Here is a 17577-nt window from a genome sequence, read left to right as displayed (position 1 = left end):
GGGACAGGCACATGAGCGCCTGCCGTGACAGCAAGGGGCGCAATTGTAGAGAAGGGGATGAAGAGGCGCAAGGCAATTGGTGAATATTTGAGCAATTACCATAAACCACCGCAGGAGGTGCCGAAGGCTGCGAAGGTCCGATGGACCCTCGTCGCGATTGAAGGCCAATCGCAGCCTGCGGCAGCTCTCCTGCAGGGATATTACTTCTTGGTTCCCGCCGCCTTTACGTTGCGCTGACGCAACGCTTCAAACAGGCAAACGCCGGTTGCAACCGAGACGTTCAGGCTGCTGACGCTACCCGCCATCGGCAGGCGCACCAGGTAATCGCAGTGCTCACGCGTCAGACGGCGCATGCCTTTGCCCTCAGCACCCATGATCAGGATGGTCGGGCCCGTGAGGTCTTGCTGATACAACTCCTGCTCAGCCTCCCCCGCAGTACCGACAACCCACAGGCCGCGCTGCTGGAGTTTCTCCAGGGTTCGCGCGAGGTTGGTCACGGCAACCAACGGGATCACTTCAGCCGCGCCGCAAGCCACTTTACGCACTGCTGGCGTCAGGGTTGCAGACTTGTCTTTGGGCACGACCACCGCCAGCGCTCCGGCAGCATCGGCAGTGCGCAGGCATGCGCCGAGGTTGTGCGGATCGGTTACACCGTCAAGCACCAGAATCAACGGCGCGCCTTCGGTACGATCCAGCAACTCATCGAGCATTGCCTCGCCCCAGACCTGACTAGGACTGACTTCCGCAACAACGCCCTGATGCACCCCCTCGACCCATGCGTCCATCTCACGCCGCTCGGCCTGACCGATCGACACGCGATTTTCACCAGCCAGCGCAACCAGCACCTGCACACGAGGATCATTACGACCCTCGGCCAGCCAGATTTGCTTGACCCGCTTGGGGTGGTGACGCAGTAGCGCTTCTACGGCATGCACGCCGTAGATTTTTTCCAACGAACTCATGACTTGGCCTTAGGCTTGCGCGCCCCGCCGCTTTTCGCGGCTGGAGCAGAACCCGCTTTCGGCGGGCCTTTACGGTGTTTGCTAGGTTTAGCAGGTCTGTCCGATGATGGCGCAGAACCGGCTTTACCGGACTTTCCCGACGATGCCTTGCTACCACCCTTCGCTTCAGCCAACAGAGCCTGTTTCAGTTCGCGACTTTTGCGCACTTCAGCGTTTTTCGCGGCTGCATCACTAGGCCGGTAGGCCTCTGGCTCAGCGCTGGCCTTGGCTTTAGCCTTGGCCGGACGCTTGCTCGGTGCGCGCTCTGAAGCAGCGGCTTTTTCAACTGGCTGCGGCTCTGCACCGCGACGCTTGCGGCCAATTGGGGCGCTGATGGTTTTCTCGGCCATCTCGAAGTCGATCTTGCGCTCATCCAGATCAACGCGCATGACGCGCACTTCAACGGTATCGCCCAAGCGGAAGCTACGACCGGTACGCTCGCCCGCCAGGCGGTGATGCAGCGGATCGAAGTGATAATAATCGCCCGGCAAAGCAGTGACGTGCACCAGACCTTCGACATAGATATCAGTCAGTTCTACAAATAGACCAAAACCAGTCACAGCGGTGATCACACCAGGGAAAGATTCGCCTACGCGGTCTTTCATGAACTCACACTTGAGCCAATTGACCACGTCACGCGTAGCTTCATCGGCGCGGCGCTCGTTCATCGAACACTGTTCGCCCAACTGTTCGAGAATGGCATCGTCATACGGATAGATACGAGCTTTCGGGATTACCGCGGCGCCCGCTCGGCGCACGTGCGGGGTGTCCTGCTTCGAGCGGATCACACTGCGGATTGCGCGGTGAGTCAGCAGGTCCGGATAACGACGAATCGGCGAGGTAAAGTGGGTATACGCCTCGTAATTCAGACCGAAGTGGCCGTTATTGTCAGAGCTGTAAACCGCCTGACTCAACGAACGCAGCATGACGGTCTGAATCAGGTGATAGTCCGGACGATCACGTACGGTTTCCAGCAACGCCTGATAATCCTTCGGAGTTGGACCGTCCTTGCCTTTGTGAAGAGACAGACCCAGCTCACCCAGGAACGCACGGAGTTTTTCCAGACGCTCAGGCGGCGGGCCATCGTGCACGCGGTAAAGCGCAGGAATTTCGTGCTTCTTGAGGAACTCGGCAGTGGCGACGTTAGCAGCCAGCATGCATTCCTCGATCAGCTTGTGAGCATCGTTACGCGTAGTCGGGCGGATTTCAGCGATTTTGCGCTCGGTCCCGAAGATGATGCGGGTTTCCTGTGTTTCAAAATCGATAGCGCCACGCACATGACGAGCACCGAGCAACACCTTGTACAGCGCATAAAGCTGCTTCAGGTGCGGCAGCACGTCAGGGTATTCGCCACGCAACTGGCGAGCGTCGCTGCTTTTCGGCTGTTCCAGCATGGTACTGACCTTGTTGTAGGTCAGACGCGCATGGGAGTGGATGACAGCTTCATAGAACACGTAATCAGTCATCTCGCCGGTTTTGGAGATGGTCATCTCACAAACCATGGCCAGACGATCAACGTGCGGATTCAGCGAGCACAAGCCGTTGGAAAGCTGCTCAGGCAGCATTGGCACAACCCGCTCGGGGAAGTAAACCGAGGTGCCACGCACCTGCGACTCGGCGTCCAGAGCAGAGCCGATCTTCACGTAGCTCGACACGTCAGCGATAGCGACGTAGAGCTTCCAGCCACCCGAGAACAGACGCAATTTGCCGGGCTTGGCTTCGCAATAAACAGCGTCATCGAAGTCGCGAGCATCTTCACCGTCGATGGTGACGAACGGCAGATGGCGCAGGTCGACGCGATTTTCTTTGTCTTTTTCTTCCACTTCCGGCTTGAGTTTGGCGGCTTCTTTAAGCACGGCCTCTGGCCAGACGTGAGGAATATCGTAGGTACGCAGCGCGACATCGATTTCCATGCCGGGCGCCATGTAGTTGCCTACGACCTCGACAATATCGCCCTGAGGCTGGAAGCGCGGCGTTGGCCAGTGGGTGATTTTCACCTCGACGAACTGACCGATCTTCGCGTTGTTATTGCGACCGGGAGTAACCAGCACTTCCTGCTGAATTTTTGGATTGTCAGGAATGACAAAACCAATGCCGCTCTCTTCGAAGTATCGGCCGACCACGGACTCGTGGGCGCGGGAAATCACTTCGACGATCACGCCTTCGCGGCGACCGCGGCGGTCCAGGCCGGAAACGCGCGCCAGGGCACGGTCTCCATCGAACACCAGACGCATCTGGGCCGGACTCATGAACAGGTCATCGCTGCCATCGTCAGGAACCAGGAAGCCGAAACCATCACGATGCCCGGAGATACGCCCCAGGATCAGGTCCAGCTTGTCCACCGGGGCATAGGTACCACGACGGGTGTAGATCAACTGAGCGTCGCGCTCCATTGCTCGCAAACGGCGGCGCAGGGCTTCGAACTGATCTTCAGTTGTCAGGCCAAATTCTTCCACCAGCTGCTCACGGCTCGCAGGCGAACCGCGATCGGAGAGGTGAGCCAGAATCAATTCACGGCTGGGGATAGGGTTTTCATATTTTTCCGCTTCACGAGCGGCCTCGGGATCGAGGGACTGCCAATCGGCCATTAGATAGTTTTCACCTTGTCTATATGGGGGCTAGTTTGGCATACACCTATTGAAACGGGAAATTTCACACTCGAACATCGCCTGAAAAACCCGTGACCGGATGCAAAAAAGCCTTTAAATACACCGCCTGCGAATTTTTTCAAATATTTTAACCACTGGGGGTTTACAGTGCAAAAGGCGCTCCGTATAGTGCGCGCCATCGACAGGTAGACGCTTGTCGATATTGCCCAGATGGTGAAATTGGTAGACACGCCAGCTTCAGGTGCTGGTGACCGCAAGGTCGTGGAAGTTCGAGTCTTCTTCTGGGCACCAATTCAGAGCAGCAGATTAAATCTGATGACTCTCCCAAAAACCCGCGAAAGCGGGTTTTTGCATTTCAGGGTTTAGGTTTTGTGCTTTTGATTATTGCGTCTGTTGCCGATTTTGTTTGCCTCAGCGGAAAAACCATTTATTAAAACCAAAACAGGGGTTTACAGATCAAAACCCGCTCCGTATAGTGCGCTCCATCAACGGCGTGCAACGCTGCTGATGCTGCCCAGATGGTGAAATTGGTAGACACGCCAGCTTCAGGTGCTGGTGACCGCAAGGTCGTGGAAGTTCGAGTCTTCTTCTGGGCACCAATTCAAACAAAACCGAGCCATGTGCTCGGTTTTGTGCTTTCTGGGGTTTGGAAAATAGCAGCTCACCCGTGAGAGCAAAGCTTGGTCTGCTCCTATCAAACAAAATATAACTATCTGATTTGGAATGCTTTTTACTGTAGGAGTGAGCTTGCTCGCGATAGCTCCAGTACAGGCAATATATTCATCGACTGACAGGCCGAATCGCGAGCAAGCTCACTCCTACAGGGTCCGTGTTTGCTGCGCGACAGCGCGGTGTCAGGGACACCGGGGCGACTCCCACAAGGTTACCCACCAAGCAATCCCGGCAATCAAGCCCTGAACTGCCCCAGACTCGCCTTCAACTGCGCCGCGAGGCCATCCAGCACTTTGCCGCTCGCCGTAGTCTCTTCAACGACCTGCGCCGCACGCTGGGCCTGGGCGTGAATCACTTCTACACGCCCTCTCACCGCGTGCGCGCCTTCTGCCTGATGCACTGCCGCCTTGGTTGCCAGACCGATCGCCGTATGGACCTGCTCAACAGATTCCTGCACGGATTGCTGCAACTTGACGCTGTTGCGCAGTACCGCCAACCCCTCATTGGCCTGCCGTCCCGCCAGACCAATCGCCGCAACGGCCTCTTTCGCACCTGACTGCAACGCACCGATGTGCGCCTGAATATCACCCGTGGAGCTTTGGGTCTTGCTCGCCAAAGCACGAACCTCATCGGCCACCACAGCAAAACCGCGCCCTGTTTCCCCAGCCCGCGCAGCCTCAATGGCCGCGTTCAGCGCCAACAGGTTAGTCTGTTCGGCAATGCCATGAATGACCTCCAGCACCACTTCGATCTGCTCGCTCTGCTGCGCCAGCCGCTCGATGACTTTAGAACCGGTTTCAACCTGCCCCGCGAGCGCTTCGATCAAGCCGCCCACCTGATTCGACGTGCGCGTGTTTTCATCAGTCGCCTGACGAATATCCACCACCTGCCTCAAAGCAGCCTGCATGGCATGGCTCTCGGACTGAGCCTCGTCGGCCATGTGCTCAAGCGCTTGCAGACTGGCAGCCACTTCATCGCGCTGCATCGCGGCCGCAGCACCTGCACCCGCATTGCGCTGACTCATCGCATTGATCTCAACACCGGTGCGCTGCGCAACATCTCCGGCCTCGCGAACAATGGGCTGTAGCTTGGCAACAAAACGATTGACTGCTGCCGCCATGTCCCCGATCTCGTCATTACTGTCGATTTTGACGCGCTTGGTCAGATCGCCCTCGCCCGCCGCCAGATCATCCAGCGCCGCGATCAACAGCAGCAGCTTGTTGACTACCCTGCGCCCCAGCACTACCGCCAATACCAAAAGGACGCCCAACCCAACCAGGGCCAGGCCCATGCCTATCCGCCAGCGCAGTGTTTCAGACGCTTCCTTTACCGCTGATGTCGTGTTTGTAGCCATGGCAGAAGCCGCGCCTTGCGCAGAATCAAGTCGTGAACGCAGTGCGGCCGAGCTTTCCTTCGAAGCGCCGCTCAGACTTTCGGAAACCAGTTGCCCGCCACTGGTTATCAGCGTCGCAAAACGCTTGTCGAGAGCGACGAGGTTTTCTTCAACGGTGGCAGTGGAAACCCCCATGCGCACCTTGCCGATTTCAACACCGTTAGGGCTGATGGATGCCTCGACGTAGTAAACCGAACTGTCGGTCCTGGCAGCGTTCAGCACTTTATCCATTGCCCGCTCGCCCTCGCCCTTGGCAAGCAACGCCTGGATCAGCGGGTTTTCGCGGTTCAGATAACGGGTCAAGTGCTCGCCTGCTGCATCGTCATAGATCACGAACAGCACGTTGGGGTTGCGCTGTGCGCGACGAGCGAATTCGGACAACGTCGGCGTGTCGTTATCCCACATTGCGCGGGGTGCCACAGCGGCCAGCAGCTCGGCCATATCGGTGGCTGAGTCTCTGAGGTCTTTTTCCAGTGTGGCGCGCAGCTGTGCCTGCTCATCCTTCAGACGGGCGGCAAGGCCCGTACTCAAGCGCTGACTGGTACTGGAAGCAAGATTATCGAGACTGGAGGTTACTTCTCGACTTGCCTGTTCCAGTTCGGCGGACAAGTGTTGCGAATCTACACCCAGGCGATTAGCCAAATCAGCTTCAAGCGCAGTGACCGTGCTCCGGGTGAGAGCAACGGCGACCAACACCTGCACCAAAAGAGCGATACCAAGTGCAATAAACACGGGCCGCAGCAAGCGGCTCCGCAAAAGAGAGAGGACAGCTGACACGGGGAATCCCTCCACCACCGGCGCCATTAAAATGATGGCACCTTTTCTGACGCTTTTTACAGCAATCGCCGTGCCGTTCCAGTGGCCACGGTCAAACCAGAAAAAACAAAGGGCCGCATCTGCGACCCTTTGTTTTTACATCAACAACTTATCAGCCAAACGGATGACGCAACACGATGGTTTCGTTGCGATCTGGACCCGTCGAAATAATGTCGATAGGTGCGCCCACCAACTCTTCCAGACGCTTGATATAAGCGCGAGCGTTAGCTGGCAGCTCTTCCAGAGTCTTGGCACCCAGCGTCGATTCAGTCCAGCCCGGCACTTGCTCGTACACAGGCTTGAGGCCCAGGTAGCTGTCAGCGTCGGTCGGTGCTTCGATCACTGCACCGTGCTCGTTCTCGTAACCGATGCAGATGTTGATGGTTTCGAGGCCATCCAGCACGTCGAGCTTGGTCAGGCAGATGCCGGAGATGCTGTTGATTTCGATAGCGCGACGCAGGATCACGGCATCGAACCAGCCGCAGCGACGAGCACGGCCAGTGGTTGCACCGAATTCGTGCCCGCGCTTGGCCAGGAACGCACCAACGTCGTCGAACAGCTCAGTCGGGAATGGACCCGAACCTACACGTGTGGTGTAAGCCTTGGTGATACCCAGGATGTAATCCAGGTACATCGGACCAAAACCCGAACCCGTGGCGATACCGCCCGCCGTGGTGTTGGAGCTGGTGACGTACGGATAAGTACCGTGGTCGATGTCCAGCAGCGAACCTTGAGCGCCTTCGAACATGATGTCTTTGCCGTCGCGACGCATTTCATGCAGCGCAGCAGTAACGTCGAGCATCAGCGGCTTGAGCAGCTCGGCGTATTCCATGCACTCGTCGAGAGTTTTCTGGAAATCGATGGCGGGCTCTTTGTAGTAATTGACCAGCACAAAGTTGTGATAGTCGAGCAGCTCGCCCAGCTTGGCGGCGAAACGCTCGCGGTGGAACAAGTCACCAATGCGCAGGCCACGACGTGCAACCTTGTCTTCATAAGCCGGGCCGATGCCACGACCGGTAGTACCGATCTTGAACTCGCCACGGGCCTTTTCACGCGCCTGATCCAGCGCAACGTGATAGGACAGGATCAGCGGGCAGGACGGGCTGATGCGCAGACGCTCGCGCACTGGAATGCCTTTCTCTTCCAGCTTGATGATTTCGCGCATCAGCGCATCCGGCGCAACGACCACACCGTTACCGATGAGGCACTGCACGCCTTCGCGCAGTACACCGGACGGAATCAGGTGCAATACGGTTTTTTCGCCGTCGATCACCAGGGTGTGACCCGCGTTGTGGCCACCCTGGTAACGCACTACAGCGGTAGCATGTTCGGTCAGCAGATCAACGATCTTGCCTTTGCCCTCATCACCCCATTGGGTGCCCAGGACTACGACATTCTTACCCATAACACTTGTCCTCATTCACGCAAACTTGGTGTCGGCGGCCGCCGACAGGAAAACTCAAGAAGCCAGCGGCACGACTTGCCAACGCTCGCCATGCTGAATCAATTGCCGATCGCAATCGGCCTCACGCGCTGCGGCCACCCGTTGCCCAGGCAATGCCTGCACAACACGCTGACCTTCACTGCGCAACTGACAAACCTGCTGCCAGAGTGCTGCATCCGTACTGTCCGGCATCCAGATACCGCCGGAAGGCAATTCGATTTCCGCACGACCCAATGTCACCAAAGTCTTCAGGTCCGTGGAAAAACCGGTGGCCGGGCGAGCCCGACCGAAATCTGCACCGATGTCATCATAGCGACCGCCCTGAGCAATGGATTGACCCACGCCCGGAACGAAAACAGCAAAGACAACACCCGTGTGATAGTGATAACCGCGCAACTCACCCAGATCGAAATACAACGGCAGCTCAGGGAAACGGGTCGCAAGGCGCTCAGCCACGGTCAACAGGTCATCAAGCGCAGCCAGCACTGGCGCTGGCGCGTTGGCCAGGCGATCACGCGCAGCCGCCAATACTTCACGACCACCGCACAGATCGACCAATGCACGCAGCATCGACGCCAGATCGGCAGGCAGATTGGCTGTCAGCTCGATCACTTCGTCGATGGCCTTGCGTTGCAGGGCATCAAACAACAGCTGTTCAACCTCGCCAGACAAACCAGCTGCGCGGGCCAGGCCGCGGTAGATACCGACATGCCCCAGATCCATGTGAACGTCTGGAACATCAGCCAGTTGCAGCATGGCCAGCATCAGGCTGATGACTTCGACGTCACTGCTCGGGCTTGCATCGCCATACAACTCGGCGCCCAGTTGAATAGGGCTACGCGAAGAAGACAGGGCACGCGGCTGCGCATGCAGCACGCTACCGGCATAGCAAAGACGGCTCGGCCCTTCACGACGCAGTGTATGCGCATCGATGCGCGCCACTTGCGGCGTGATGTCGGCACGAAAGCCCATTTGCCGACCCGACTGCGGGTCGATCACTTTGAAGGTGCGCAGATCCAGGTCCGAGCCCGCGCCAGTGAGCAAGGATTCAAGGTATTCGATATGAGGGGTGACTACGAATTCATAGCCCCAGCTCTGGAACAGATCCAACACCTGACGGCGCGCTACTTCTATGCGCGCCGCTTCAGGCGGCAGTACTTCTTCGATGCCATCTGGTAGCAGCCAGCGGTCAACCGTTGCCATTACGCCTTTCCCCTATGATCCGGGCGACCCGCGCCGAGGCGGGCCTTGAGTAAAGCAGAGAGTGGTCAGGTGCTGCGCCCGTTACTGCGGGCACGGCAAGCGCCCGAGAATGGCTGTTTCAGACCACTGTCCTCGAAAATCATGCCACTGCTGTGGCCAATCAATCGTGCAGACGCAAAAAAGCCGGGAATTTCCCGGCTGCCGCATCATACACACGTTTTACCGCATGATCACCCCGCCGGACGGTTTTGCCGCCCGGCGGGTAGATTACGGCGTTCAGATCACGGCTTGGATTTTTCCAGATAGCGGAAGAAATCGCTGCTCGGATCCAGAACCATCACGTCACTCTTGTTCGCGAAGCTTTCACGGTAGGCGCGCAGGCTACGGTAGAACGCGTAGAACTCCTGATCCTGGCCGTATGCCTTGGAATAGATCGCGGAAGCTTGTGCATCACCATCACCGCGGGCCTCTTCAGACTCACGATAGGCTTCAGCCAGCAGTACGCGGCGCTGACGATCGGCGTCGGCACGAATACCTTCAGCCAGCTCGTTACCCTTGGCGCGATGCTCACGCGCTTCACGTTCACGTTCGGTACTCATCCGTTCGAAAACGCTGCGGTTCACTTCCTTCGGCAGGTCGATAGCCTTGACCCGAACATCGATAACTTCGATGCCCAGCTCTTTATTTGCCATCGCGTTCAGCGAAGCGGTGATGTCAGCCATCAACGCGTCACGTTCGCCCGACACAGCTTCGTGCAGGGTGCGCTTACCGAACTGGTCACGCAGACCGGATTCGAGACGACGCGACAGACGTTCATCAGCGATTTGCTTGAGGCCCGACGTTGCGGTGTAGAACACTTCCGCGTCCTTCACACGCCACTTGGCGTAGGCATCCACCATGACCGCTTTCTTTTCCAGCGTCAGGAAGCGTTGCGTCGGTGCATCCAGCGTCAGCAGGCGACCGTCGAACTTGCGCACCTGGTTGACGTAAGGAATCTTCACATGCAGACCGGGCTGAATGTTAGGTTCAACCACGCGACCAAATTGCAGCATTACGGCACGTTCTGTCTGGGACACGATAAACAGGCTGTTCCAGGCAACCACCGCCAGCACTACAGCAACAATCAGGGCGATCAGCGATTTATTGCTCATCAGCGAGTCTCCCTTGTACGCGGCTGCTGAATCTCTGCGGCGCGAGCACCGACATCAGCTCCTGCAGTGTTAGCACCGGTAGTCGGGGCATTGCTGTTACCGCTACGGCCGTTTTCGATCATCTTGTCCAGCGGCAGATAAAGCAGGTTGTTCCCGCCTTTATCGCCAGTCACGAGAACCTTGCTGGTATTGGTGAACAGCTCTTGCATAGTGTCCAGGTACAGACGTTCACGCGTGACTTCCGGAGCCTTGCGATACTCGGCAACCAGCTTGGTAAAGCGATCAGCTTCACCCTTGGCGCGGGAGATCACTTCGTCGCGATAACCGTTGGCGTCTTCGATGATCCGCTGAGCCTGACCACGTGCTTCCGGAATCACACCGTTAGCGTAGGTTTCAGCCTGGTTACGGGAACGTTGCTCGTCTTCACGTGCACGAATCACATCATCGAATGCTTCCTGAACCTCACGAGGTGCAGCAGCGCTCTGTACGTTGACCTGGGTCACCGTGATACCGGTGCGATAAGTGTCGAGGAAGCGTTGCAGACGCTCCTTGATCTCACTCGCCATCAGTTCACGACCTTCAGTCAGCACCTGATCCATGGCCGTGGAACCCACGACATGACGCAGCGCGCTTTCAGTAGCGTGTTGCAGACTGACTTCCGGTTGATCAACGTTCAGCACGAAATCACGCAGGTTGGAGATTTTGTACTGCACGGTCAGCGGCACTTCGACGATGTTTTCGTCTTCAGTCAGCATCTGGCCCTGTTTGCTGTAGGCACGTTCGCGAGTCACGTTTTCCATGTACTTGCGATCGAACGGCGGGAAATAGATGTTCAGACCCGAACCTACGGTTTCGTGGTACTGACCGAAGCGCAGCACAACGGCCTGCTCCTGCTCGTCCACGACGTAAATGGCGCTGTACAGCCAGATCGCAACCAGCACGACCAGGCCAATGCCCAGCAAGCCGAAACCGCCACCCTTGCCAGGGTTGCCGTTACCACCACCGTCACCACCACTGCGTTTCTTGCCACCACCGAACAAACCATTAAGGCTTTCCTGCAGCTTTCGGAAGGCCTCGTCGAGATCCGGTGGCCCCTTGCGGTCGCCGCCCTTGCGCTTACCACCCCAAGGATCCTGATTATTCGAGTTGCCACCCGGCTCATTCCAAGCCATAGCGCTCTCCATCTGATAAAGCAAAGACGCGCCCGCGGCGCGCCGACCAATGCTACAGAATGCCTGAGAGAGCCGTACAACGGCTTTCTCACGCTTTTATTGCAAAGTGTGTTGCTCGATGAATTCCAGCGGCTGCAGTCCTTCGCGACTCACCAGACGATTGAACTCAACGCGCGGTAAACGTACTGCCAACAAGCTGCTGCCCTGCTCGTCATACTCTTCGCTCTGCACCGCACCCAATTCGAAAAACTGGGCGCGTAACCGGGCAAAATCCTGAGACAGGTGCAAAGTACCGACAAACAGATCGTCGCCGAGCAATTCGGCAACCGCCTGCTTGAGTAGGTCCAGCCCTCGACCATCACGGGCGGAGACCCAGACACGTTGCGGTTTGCCATCGGCATCGCGCTGTATCTGCGGCTCTACCCCTTCGAGCAGGTCGAGTTTGTTATAGACCTCAAGTATCGGCAAGCCCTCGGCACCGATCTCGCCAAGTACCGCCATGACCTGTTCGATCTGCTCCATGCGATCAGGCTCGTGAGAGTCGATGACGTGGAGCAGCAGATCGGAGTTGCTGGACTCTTCGAGCGTGGCGCGAAAGGCTTCGACCAGTTTGTGCGGCAGGTGGCGAATAAAGCCCACAGTGTCAGCCAGCACGATAGGCCCCAGGTCGTCGAGTTGCAGACGGCGCAGGGTCGGGTCGAGCGTGGCGAAGAGCTGATCTGCAGCAAACACATCGGAATCAGTCACAGCATTGAACAATGTCGATTTGCCGGCGTTGGTATAGCCCACCAGAGAAACCGAAGGGATGTCGGCGCGCTTGCGCCCGCGACGAGCCTGCTCACGCTGGCTGCGAACCTTTTCAAGACGGCCCTTGATCTGCCGCAGACGAACCCGCAACAGACGCCGGTCAGTTTCCAGCTGGGTTTCACCGGGACCACGCAGGCCAATACCACCGCCCTGGCGTTCAAGGTGAGTCCAGCCGCGAACCAGCCGCGTGCTCATGTGCTCGAGCTGTGCCAGCTCGACCTGCAATTTGCCTTCATGAGTACGCGCGCGCTGCGCGAAGATGTCGAGGATCAACCCCGTGCGATCAAGTACGCGACACTCGAAAACGCGCTCGAGGTTACGTTCCTGACTGGGTGTCAGCACGTGATTGAAGATGACGATATCGATTTTTTCGGCTTTGACCTGGTCGCGAAGTTCCTCGACCTTGCCACTGCCAATCAGATATTTGGCCGATGGCCGATGACGCGGCACGTTGACGAACGCGACGGTATCGGCGCCAGCTGATATGGCCAGTTCCCGAAACTCCTGCGGATCTTCACGCGCCTCAGGGTCCTGACCATCCAGGTGAACGAGTATTGCGCGTTCACCACCACTGTGGCGCTCAAAGAACAAAGCAGACTCCTATCAGGCGTTACCTGGCTCAGCGTCGCCCTGCTCACCTTCGGTTGCGCTAGGCAGACGAATCGGGCGAACCGGAACAACGGTAGAGATTGCGTGCTTGTAGACCATTTGGCTGACAGTGTTCTTCAGCAAAATAACAAACTGGTCAAAAGACTCGATCGTGCCTTGCAGCTTGATGCCGTTGACGAGATAGATCGAAACCCCAACCTTCTCTTTACGCAGGGTGTTCAGGTAAGGGTCTTGTAGCGAATGCCCTTTTGACATGTGCCGCACTCCTTTAAGGATCAATAATAATTCGAATTCAGTTGGCTTGAACCGCCACCCCCCAAGGATAGACGGCTATTGCAAGGACTCAGCTCAATATGGAGACCGACCCCAGGTATTTCAAGGCGCGTGGCAAATTGTCGCTGGCCAGACTGTCCAACCAGTGTAAATCGTCCCAGCTGCGTAGCCAGGTAAACTGTCGCTTGGCCAGTTGGCGCGTGGCAATGATTCCACGCTCCTGCATCTCAGCCCATGTCAGCTTTCCATCCAGATGATCCCAGACCTGACGATAACCGACGGCTCTTATCGATGGCAGACCCGCATGCAGGTCACCTCTTGAGCGTAACGCCAGAACTTCGTCCAGGAATCCCTGGTCCAGCATTGTTGAAAATCTTGATGCTATACGGCCATGCAACACCTTGCGATCTGCCGGAGCAATGGCCAGGCTGGCGACAGTATAGGGCAATTGCGGTCTACCAGAAGCCGCAGCATCAGTAGTTTGCGCACTTTGTTGTTCTCTATGTGCCGTCATGCTCAAGCCACTGATCCGGTAAACCTCCAGCGCACGTATCAATCGCTGCGGGTCATTGGGGTGGATTCGCGCCGCAGACACCGGATCCACTGCCGCCAACTGGTCATGCAACGCCTGCCAGCCATGGGCTGCAGCCTGTGCTTCCAGTTCTGCACGAACACCTGAGTCAGCAGCCGGCATGTCTGCCAACCCGTCCAATAGAGCCTTGAAATACAACATAGTGCCGCCAACCAGCAGCGGAATTTTTCCGCGAGCGGTTATTTCTGCCATGGCAGACAGCGCATCGGCACGAAAATCAGCCGCCGAGTAGCTTTCAGCAGGATCAAGAATATCCACCAGACGGTGAGGAAACTCGGCCAACTGCGCCCTGGAAGGCTTGGCGGTACCGATATCCATGCCGCGATAGACCAGCGCCGAGTCGACGCTGATGAGCTCGCAAGGCAGGACTTTGCAGAGTTCCATGGCCAGATCGGTTTTACCCGAAGCCGTCGGCCCCATCAGAAAGATGGCCGGAGGTAGAGCGCTCATTCAGCGACCGCGCAGGAAGAGTTTGTCCAGATCATCCAGCCCCATTTGGGTCCAGGTAGGTCGGCCATGGTTGCATTGACCGCTGCGCTCGGTGTTTTCCATGTCGCGCAGCAGACCGTTCATTTCCGGGATGGCCAGACGGCGATTGGCCCGGATTGCCCCATGGCACGCCATGGTGCCCAACAATTCGTTCATGTGAGCCTGAACCCGATCACTGGTGCCGTATTCCATCAGGTCGGCCAGCACGTCGCTGACCAGCCGATTGGCCTCGGCCTGTTTCAACAGGGCCGGAATCTGCCGGATCGCCAGACTTTCAGGACCGAGACGTTGCAACTCGAAGCCCAGACGCTGGAATGTCTCGATGTGCTCTTCAGCGCAATCGGCTTCGCGCTGACTGACTGCAATGGACTCAGGCACCAGCAACGGCTGACCGCTCAGGCCTTCGCTTGCCATCGCAATCTTCAGACGCTCGTACATGATCCGCTCGTGGGCGGCATGCATGTCTACCAGCACCAGACCGTGAGCGTTCTCCGCCAGAATATAAATACCCTTGAGTTGCGCCAAGGCGTAGCCCAGCGGAGGAATGTCGCCCTGAGTCTCCGGCAACGACACGGCAGGCGTACCGGGCAACGGTGCATAAAACTCGCGATAAGCGCTCTGCGCTTCGGCGGCAGGCAACGTCGCTGTAGGGCGCGGCGTGTACTGATATTGATAACCAGCGCCTGCACCTGAACCGGCTGGCGGCGCATAGGGCTGAGCCTGGGGTTGCTCCAGCAGATTGTTGGCCAGGCGCATTTCACCCTGCGGGCCGAACTCACCGGCTTGCGGGCCGGTGGGTCGCTCGATGGCAGTGACTGGCGCAGCGCCCGCCAGTTGATCTTCAGGACGCACATCGCCCAGCGCCCGGTGCAACGTGCCATACAGGAAGTCATGCACCATGCGCCCGTCACGGAAGCGGACTTCGTGCTTGGTCGGGTGCACGTTAACGTCAACGACGGCGGGGTCAACCTCGAAAAACAGCACGAAGGTCGGATGACGGCCATTGAACAGCACGTCGCGATAAGCCTGGCGCACCGCGTGAGCCACGAGCTTGTCGCGCACTGCCCGGCCATTCACAAAGAAATACTGCAAGTCCGCCTGACTACGGGAAAAGGTCGGCAACCCGACCCAGCCCCACAGATGCAAGCCATTGCGCTCAATCTCGATGGGCAGCGCCTGCTCCAGAAAACCGGGGCCGCAAATGGCAGATACGCGTCTGGCGCGAGCCGTGTCGTCGTTGGCCTCATGCAGACTGAGAATCGTCTTGCCGTTGTGCCGCAAGTGGAACGCCACGTCGAAGCGCGCCAGTGCCATGCGCTTTATCACTTCCTGCAAGTGATCGAATTCGGTTTTTTCCGCCTTGAGAAACTTGCGCCGCGCCGGGGTATTGAAGAACAGGTCGCGGACTTCAACGGATGTCCCCACCGGATGCGCCGCAGGCTGAACCCGTGAAGCCATGTCGCGGCCTTCGGTTTCCACTTGCCAGGCCTGGTCAGCGTCACGTGTTCGGGAGGTCAGCGTCAGTCGTGCCACAGAGCTGATCGACGCCAGCGCCTCGCCGCGAAAGCCAAGGCTCATGACGCGCTCAAGGTCTTCCAGCTCGCGAATCTTGCTGGTGGCGTGACGAGCCAGAGCCAAAGGCAGGTCATCAGAAGAAATGCCGCTGCCATCATCACGGACCCGCAGCAGTTTGATACCCGCCTGCTCAACATCGACATCAATGCGCTTGGCACCGGAATCCAGACTGTTTTCCAGCAACTCCTTGATGACCGATGCTGGCCGCTCGACCACCTCACCCGCTGCGATCTGGTTGGCCAGCCGTGGGCTGAGCAGTTCGATCCGGGCAGCATTTAGAGCTGCAGCGCTGGCAGAAGCCTGTACTTCAGGCTCGATACTGTCGAGAAGAAGATCGGTCATGGTTGAGCCGCCACCTCGGAGCTAGGGATTTTCAGGTCCTGCCCAATGCGCAGTTCATCCGTTTTCAGGTTATTGGCGCTGCGCAGAGCCGCAGCGCTCATGTCGTAGCGAGCCGCCAGCATTGCCAGTGTTTCACCCGAGCGAACCACATGATTACGCGGCCCCTGAGCGAGCTTGCCATTATCACGCAGCCAGGCGATGTAAGTACCTTGCGGTGGATTCTGCTGGAAGAATTGCTTCACGCCAGAGTTGATCGAACGCGCCAATGCCTGTTGGTGCGAAGCAGCGCTGAGCTTGGCCGCTTCGGCATTGTTGGAGATGAAGCCCGTTTCGACCAGAATCGACGGGATATCAGGCGACTTGAGCACCATAAAGCCTGCTTGCTCAACCCGGGATTTGTGCAGCGACGTCACGCGGCCGATGTTGGTCAGGACTTTCTGCCCAACGTTGAGGCTCGACGACAACGACGCGGTCATGGACAAGTCCAGCAACACTCCCGCCAGCATCCGGTCCTTGTCGTCCAGACTGACGGCACCCGCACCACCGATCAAGTCGGAACGGTTTTCACTGTCGGCCAGCCAGCGGGCGGTTTCAGACGTGGCGCCACGCTCGGACAGAGCAAATACCGAAGCACCGAACGCAGCCCTTGAAGGCGCAGCATCGGCGTGAATCGACACAAACAGGTCCGCGCCTTTGGCTCGGGCAATTTCCGTACGCTTGCGCAGCGGGATGAAGTAATCGCCGGTGCGGGTCAGCTCGGCGCGGTAGCCTTTTTCAGCATTGATCTGTCGTTGCAGTTCTTTGGCGATGGCCAGTACCAGATTCTTTTCTTTCTGACCGCTACTGCCGGACGCTCCCGGATCTTCACCGCCGTGACCGGCGTCGATCACAATCACGATGTCACGCTTGCCGTTGGGCACAGGTGTGAGTTTGATCTCGGGCTTCGCCGGACTGACCGGCACGGCAGGCGCAGTGTTCGCGGCCGTGTCAGGAATGGTCGGGCTCGGATTGGCATCGCCCGGCTCGTCGAACAGATCGACAACCAGACGGTTACCATATTGCTGGTTCGGGGCCAGGGTGAAGCTCTTGGGCGTCACGGCCTTTTTCAGGTCGATGACCACGCGCAAATCCGTCGCGGTGCGCTGGGCAGAACGCATGCTGGTAATGGGCGTATTGGCCATGGGTACATTCAGCGGACCACCGAGGGTCGCACCGTTGATATCGATAACCAGTCGATCAGGAGAAGTCAGGGTGAACACGCTGTGCTGGACGGGTCCGGAGAGGTCAAAAACCAGTCGTGTGTTATCCGGTGCGCGCCATAGGCGGACACTTTTTACCTGTGTTGCAGCCAGCGCATCAACAGCCAGGGCTGTCAAAAGCAGACCCACTACAGTAACCAGCGCGCGAATGCGCATACCTAACCCCATTT

General features: G+C 57.9%; 12 protein-coding genes and 2 tRNA genes. 2 read left to right on the top strand and 12 right to left on the bottom strand.

Annotated elements, in window-relative coordinates; genetic code table 11:
- Nucleotides 1–200: 200 nt before the first annotated feature.
- Nucleotides 201–962 (bottom strand): 23S rRNA (guanosine(2251)-2'-O)-methyltransferase RlmB, encoded by a 762-nt coding sequence (rlmB, locus tag K3169_RS03735; RefSeq protein WP_027900436.1) that lies wholly within the window; start codon nt 960–962, stop codon nt 201–203.
- Complete coding sequence (gene rnr / locus K3169_RS03730) at nt 959–3589, bottom strand: ribonuclease R (protein ID WP_099267772.1); 2631 nt, start codon at nt 3587–3589, stop codon at nt 959–961. The genes rlmB and rnr overlap by 4 nt, the downstream gene beginning before the upstream one ends.
- 225 nt (nt 3590–3814) lie before the next feature.
- Between rnr and K3169_RS03725 the strand changes: the two genes are divergently transcribed.
- Nucleotides 3815–3901: transfer RNA gene (locus K3169_RS03725), tRNA-Leu, on the top strand.
- Between the two features lie 221 nt (nt 3902–4122).
- Nucleotides 4123–4209 (top strand) — tRNA-Leu (locus tag K3169_RS03720).
- Between the two features lie 308 nt (nt 4210–4517).
- On the opposite strand, the gene K3169_RS03715 is transcribed toward K3169_RS03720, so the two are convergent.
- From K3169_RS03715 to K3169_RS03670, 10 genes are all read right to left on the bottom strand, one after another.
- Nucleotides 4518–6452 carry a methyl-accepting chemotaxis protein gene (locus K3169_RS03715; protein ID WP_122395227.1) on the bottom strand — a complete coding sequence of 645 codons (1935 nt, stop codon included), beginning with the start codon at nt 6450–6452 and terminating at the stop codon, nt 4518–4520.
- Nucleotides 6453–6603: 151 nt separating this feature from the next.
- Nucleotides 6604–7896: an adenylosuccinate synthase gene (locus K3169_RS03710; RefSeq protein ID WP_027900439.1), complete on the bottom strand. Its 1293-nt coding sequence runs from the start codon at nt 7894–7896 to the stop codon at nt 6604–6606.
- A 54-nt stretch (nt 7897–7950) separates the two neighbouring features.
- Entirely contained in the window at nt 7951–9138 is a 1188-nt protein-coding gene (locus K3169_RS03705) for an ATP phosphoribosyltransferase regulatory subunit (protein ID WP_122708740.1), read from the bottom strand.
- A gap of 281 nt (nt 9139–9419) precedes the next feature.
- Nucleotides 9420–10289: a protease modulator HflC gene (gene hflC, locus K3169_RS03700; RefSeq protein WP_027900441.1), complete on the bottom strand. Its 870-nt coding sequence runs from the start codon at nt 10287–10289 to the stop codon at nt 9420–9422.
- On the bottom strand, nt 10289–11461 hold the full coding sequence (gene hflK, locus K3169_RS03695) for an FtsH protease activity modulator HflK (RefSeq protein ID WP_099267770.1): 1173 nt from the start codon (nt 11459–11461) through the stop codon (nt 10289–10291). Before hflK ends, hflC begins: the two co-directional genes overlap by 1 nt.
- Before the next feature lie 96 nt (nt 11462–11557).
- A complete protein-coding gene (gene hflX, locus K3169_RS03690) occupies nt 11558–12859 on the bottom strand; it encodes a ribosome rescue GTPase HflX (RefSeq protein WP_027900443.1) in 1302 nt (433 codons plus the stop codon).
- A 12-nt stretch (nt 12860–12871) separates the two neighbouring features.
- Nucleotides 12872–13132, bottom strand: a complete 261-nt coding sequence (gene hfq / locus K3169_RS03685) for an RNA chaperone Hfq (protein ID WP_027900444.1) — start codon at nt 13130–13132, stop codon at nt 12872–12874.
- Between the two features lie 88 nt (nt 13133–13220).
- Complete coding sequence (miaA, locus tag K3169_RS03680) at nt 13221–14192, bottom strand: tRNA (adenosine(37)-N6)-dimethylallyltransferase MiaA (protein WP_263270016.1); 972 nt, start codon at nt 14190–14192, stop codon at nt 13221–13223.
- On the bottom strand, nt 14193–16148 hold the full coding sequence (gene mutL, locus K3169_RS03675) for a DNA mismatch repair endonuclease MutL (protein ID WP_122708742.1): 1956 nt from the start codon (nt 16146–16148) through the stop codon (nt 14193–14195).
- Nucleotides 16145–17575: an N-acetylmuramoyl-L-alanine amidase gene (locus tag K3169_RS03670; protein ID WP_206197316.1), complete on the bottom strand. Its 1431-nt coding sequence runs from the start codon at nt 17573–17575 to the stop codon at nt 16145–16147. The genes mutL and K3169_RS03670 overlap by 4 nt, the downstream gene beginning before the upstream one ends.
- Nucleotides 17576–17577 lie beyond the last annotated feature (2 nt).

This window comes from Pseudomonas phytophila (genome assembly GCF_025643095.1).
GTDB classification, from domain to species: Bacteria; Pseudomonadota; Gammaproteobacteria; order Pseudomonadales; family Pseudomonadaceae; genus Aquipseudomonas; species Aquipseudomonas quasicaspiana.
Note: the sequence above shows the minus strand (reverse complement) of the source record. Positions and strands in the feature narration are given on the sequence as shown.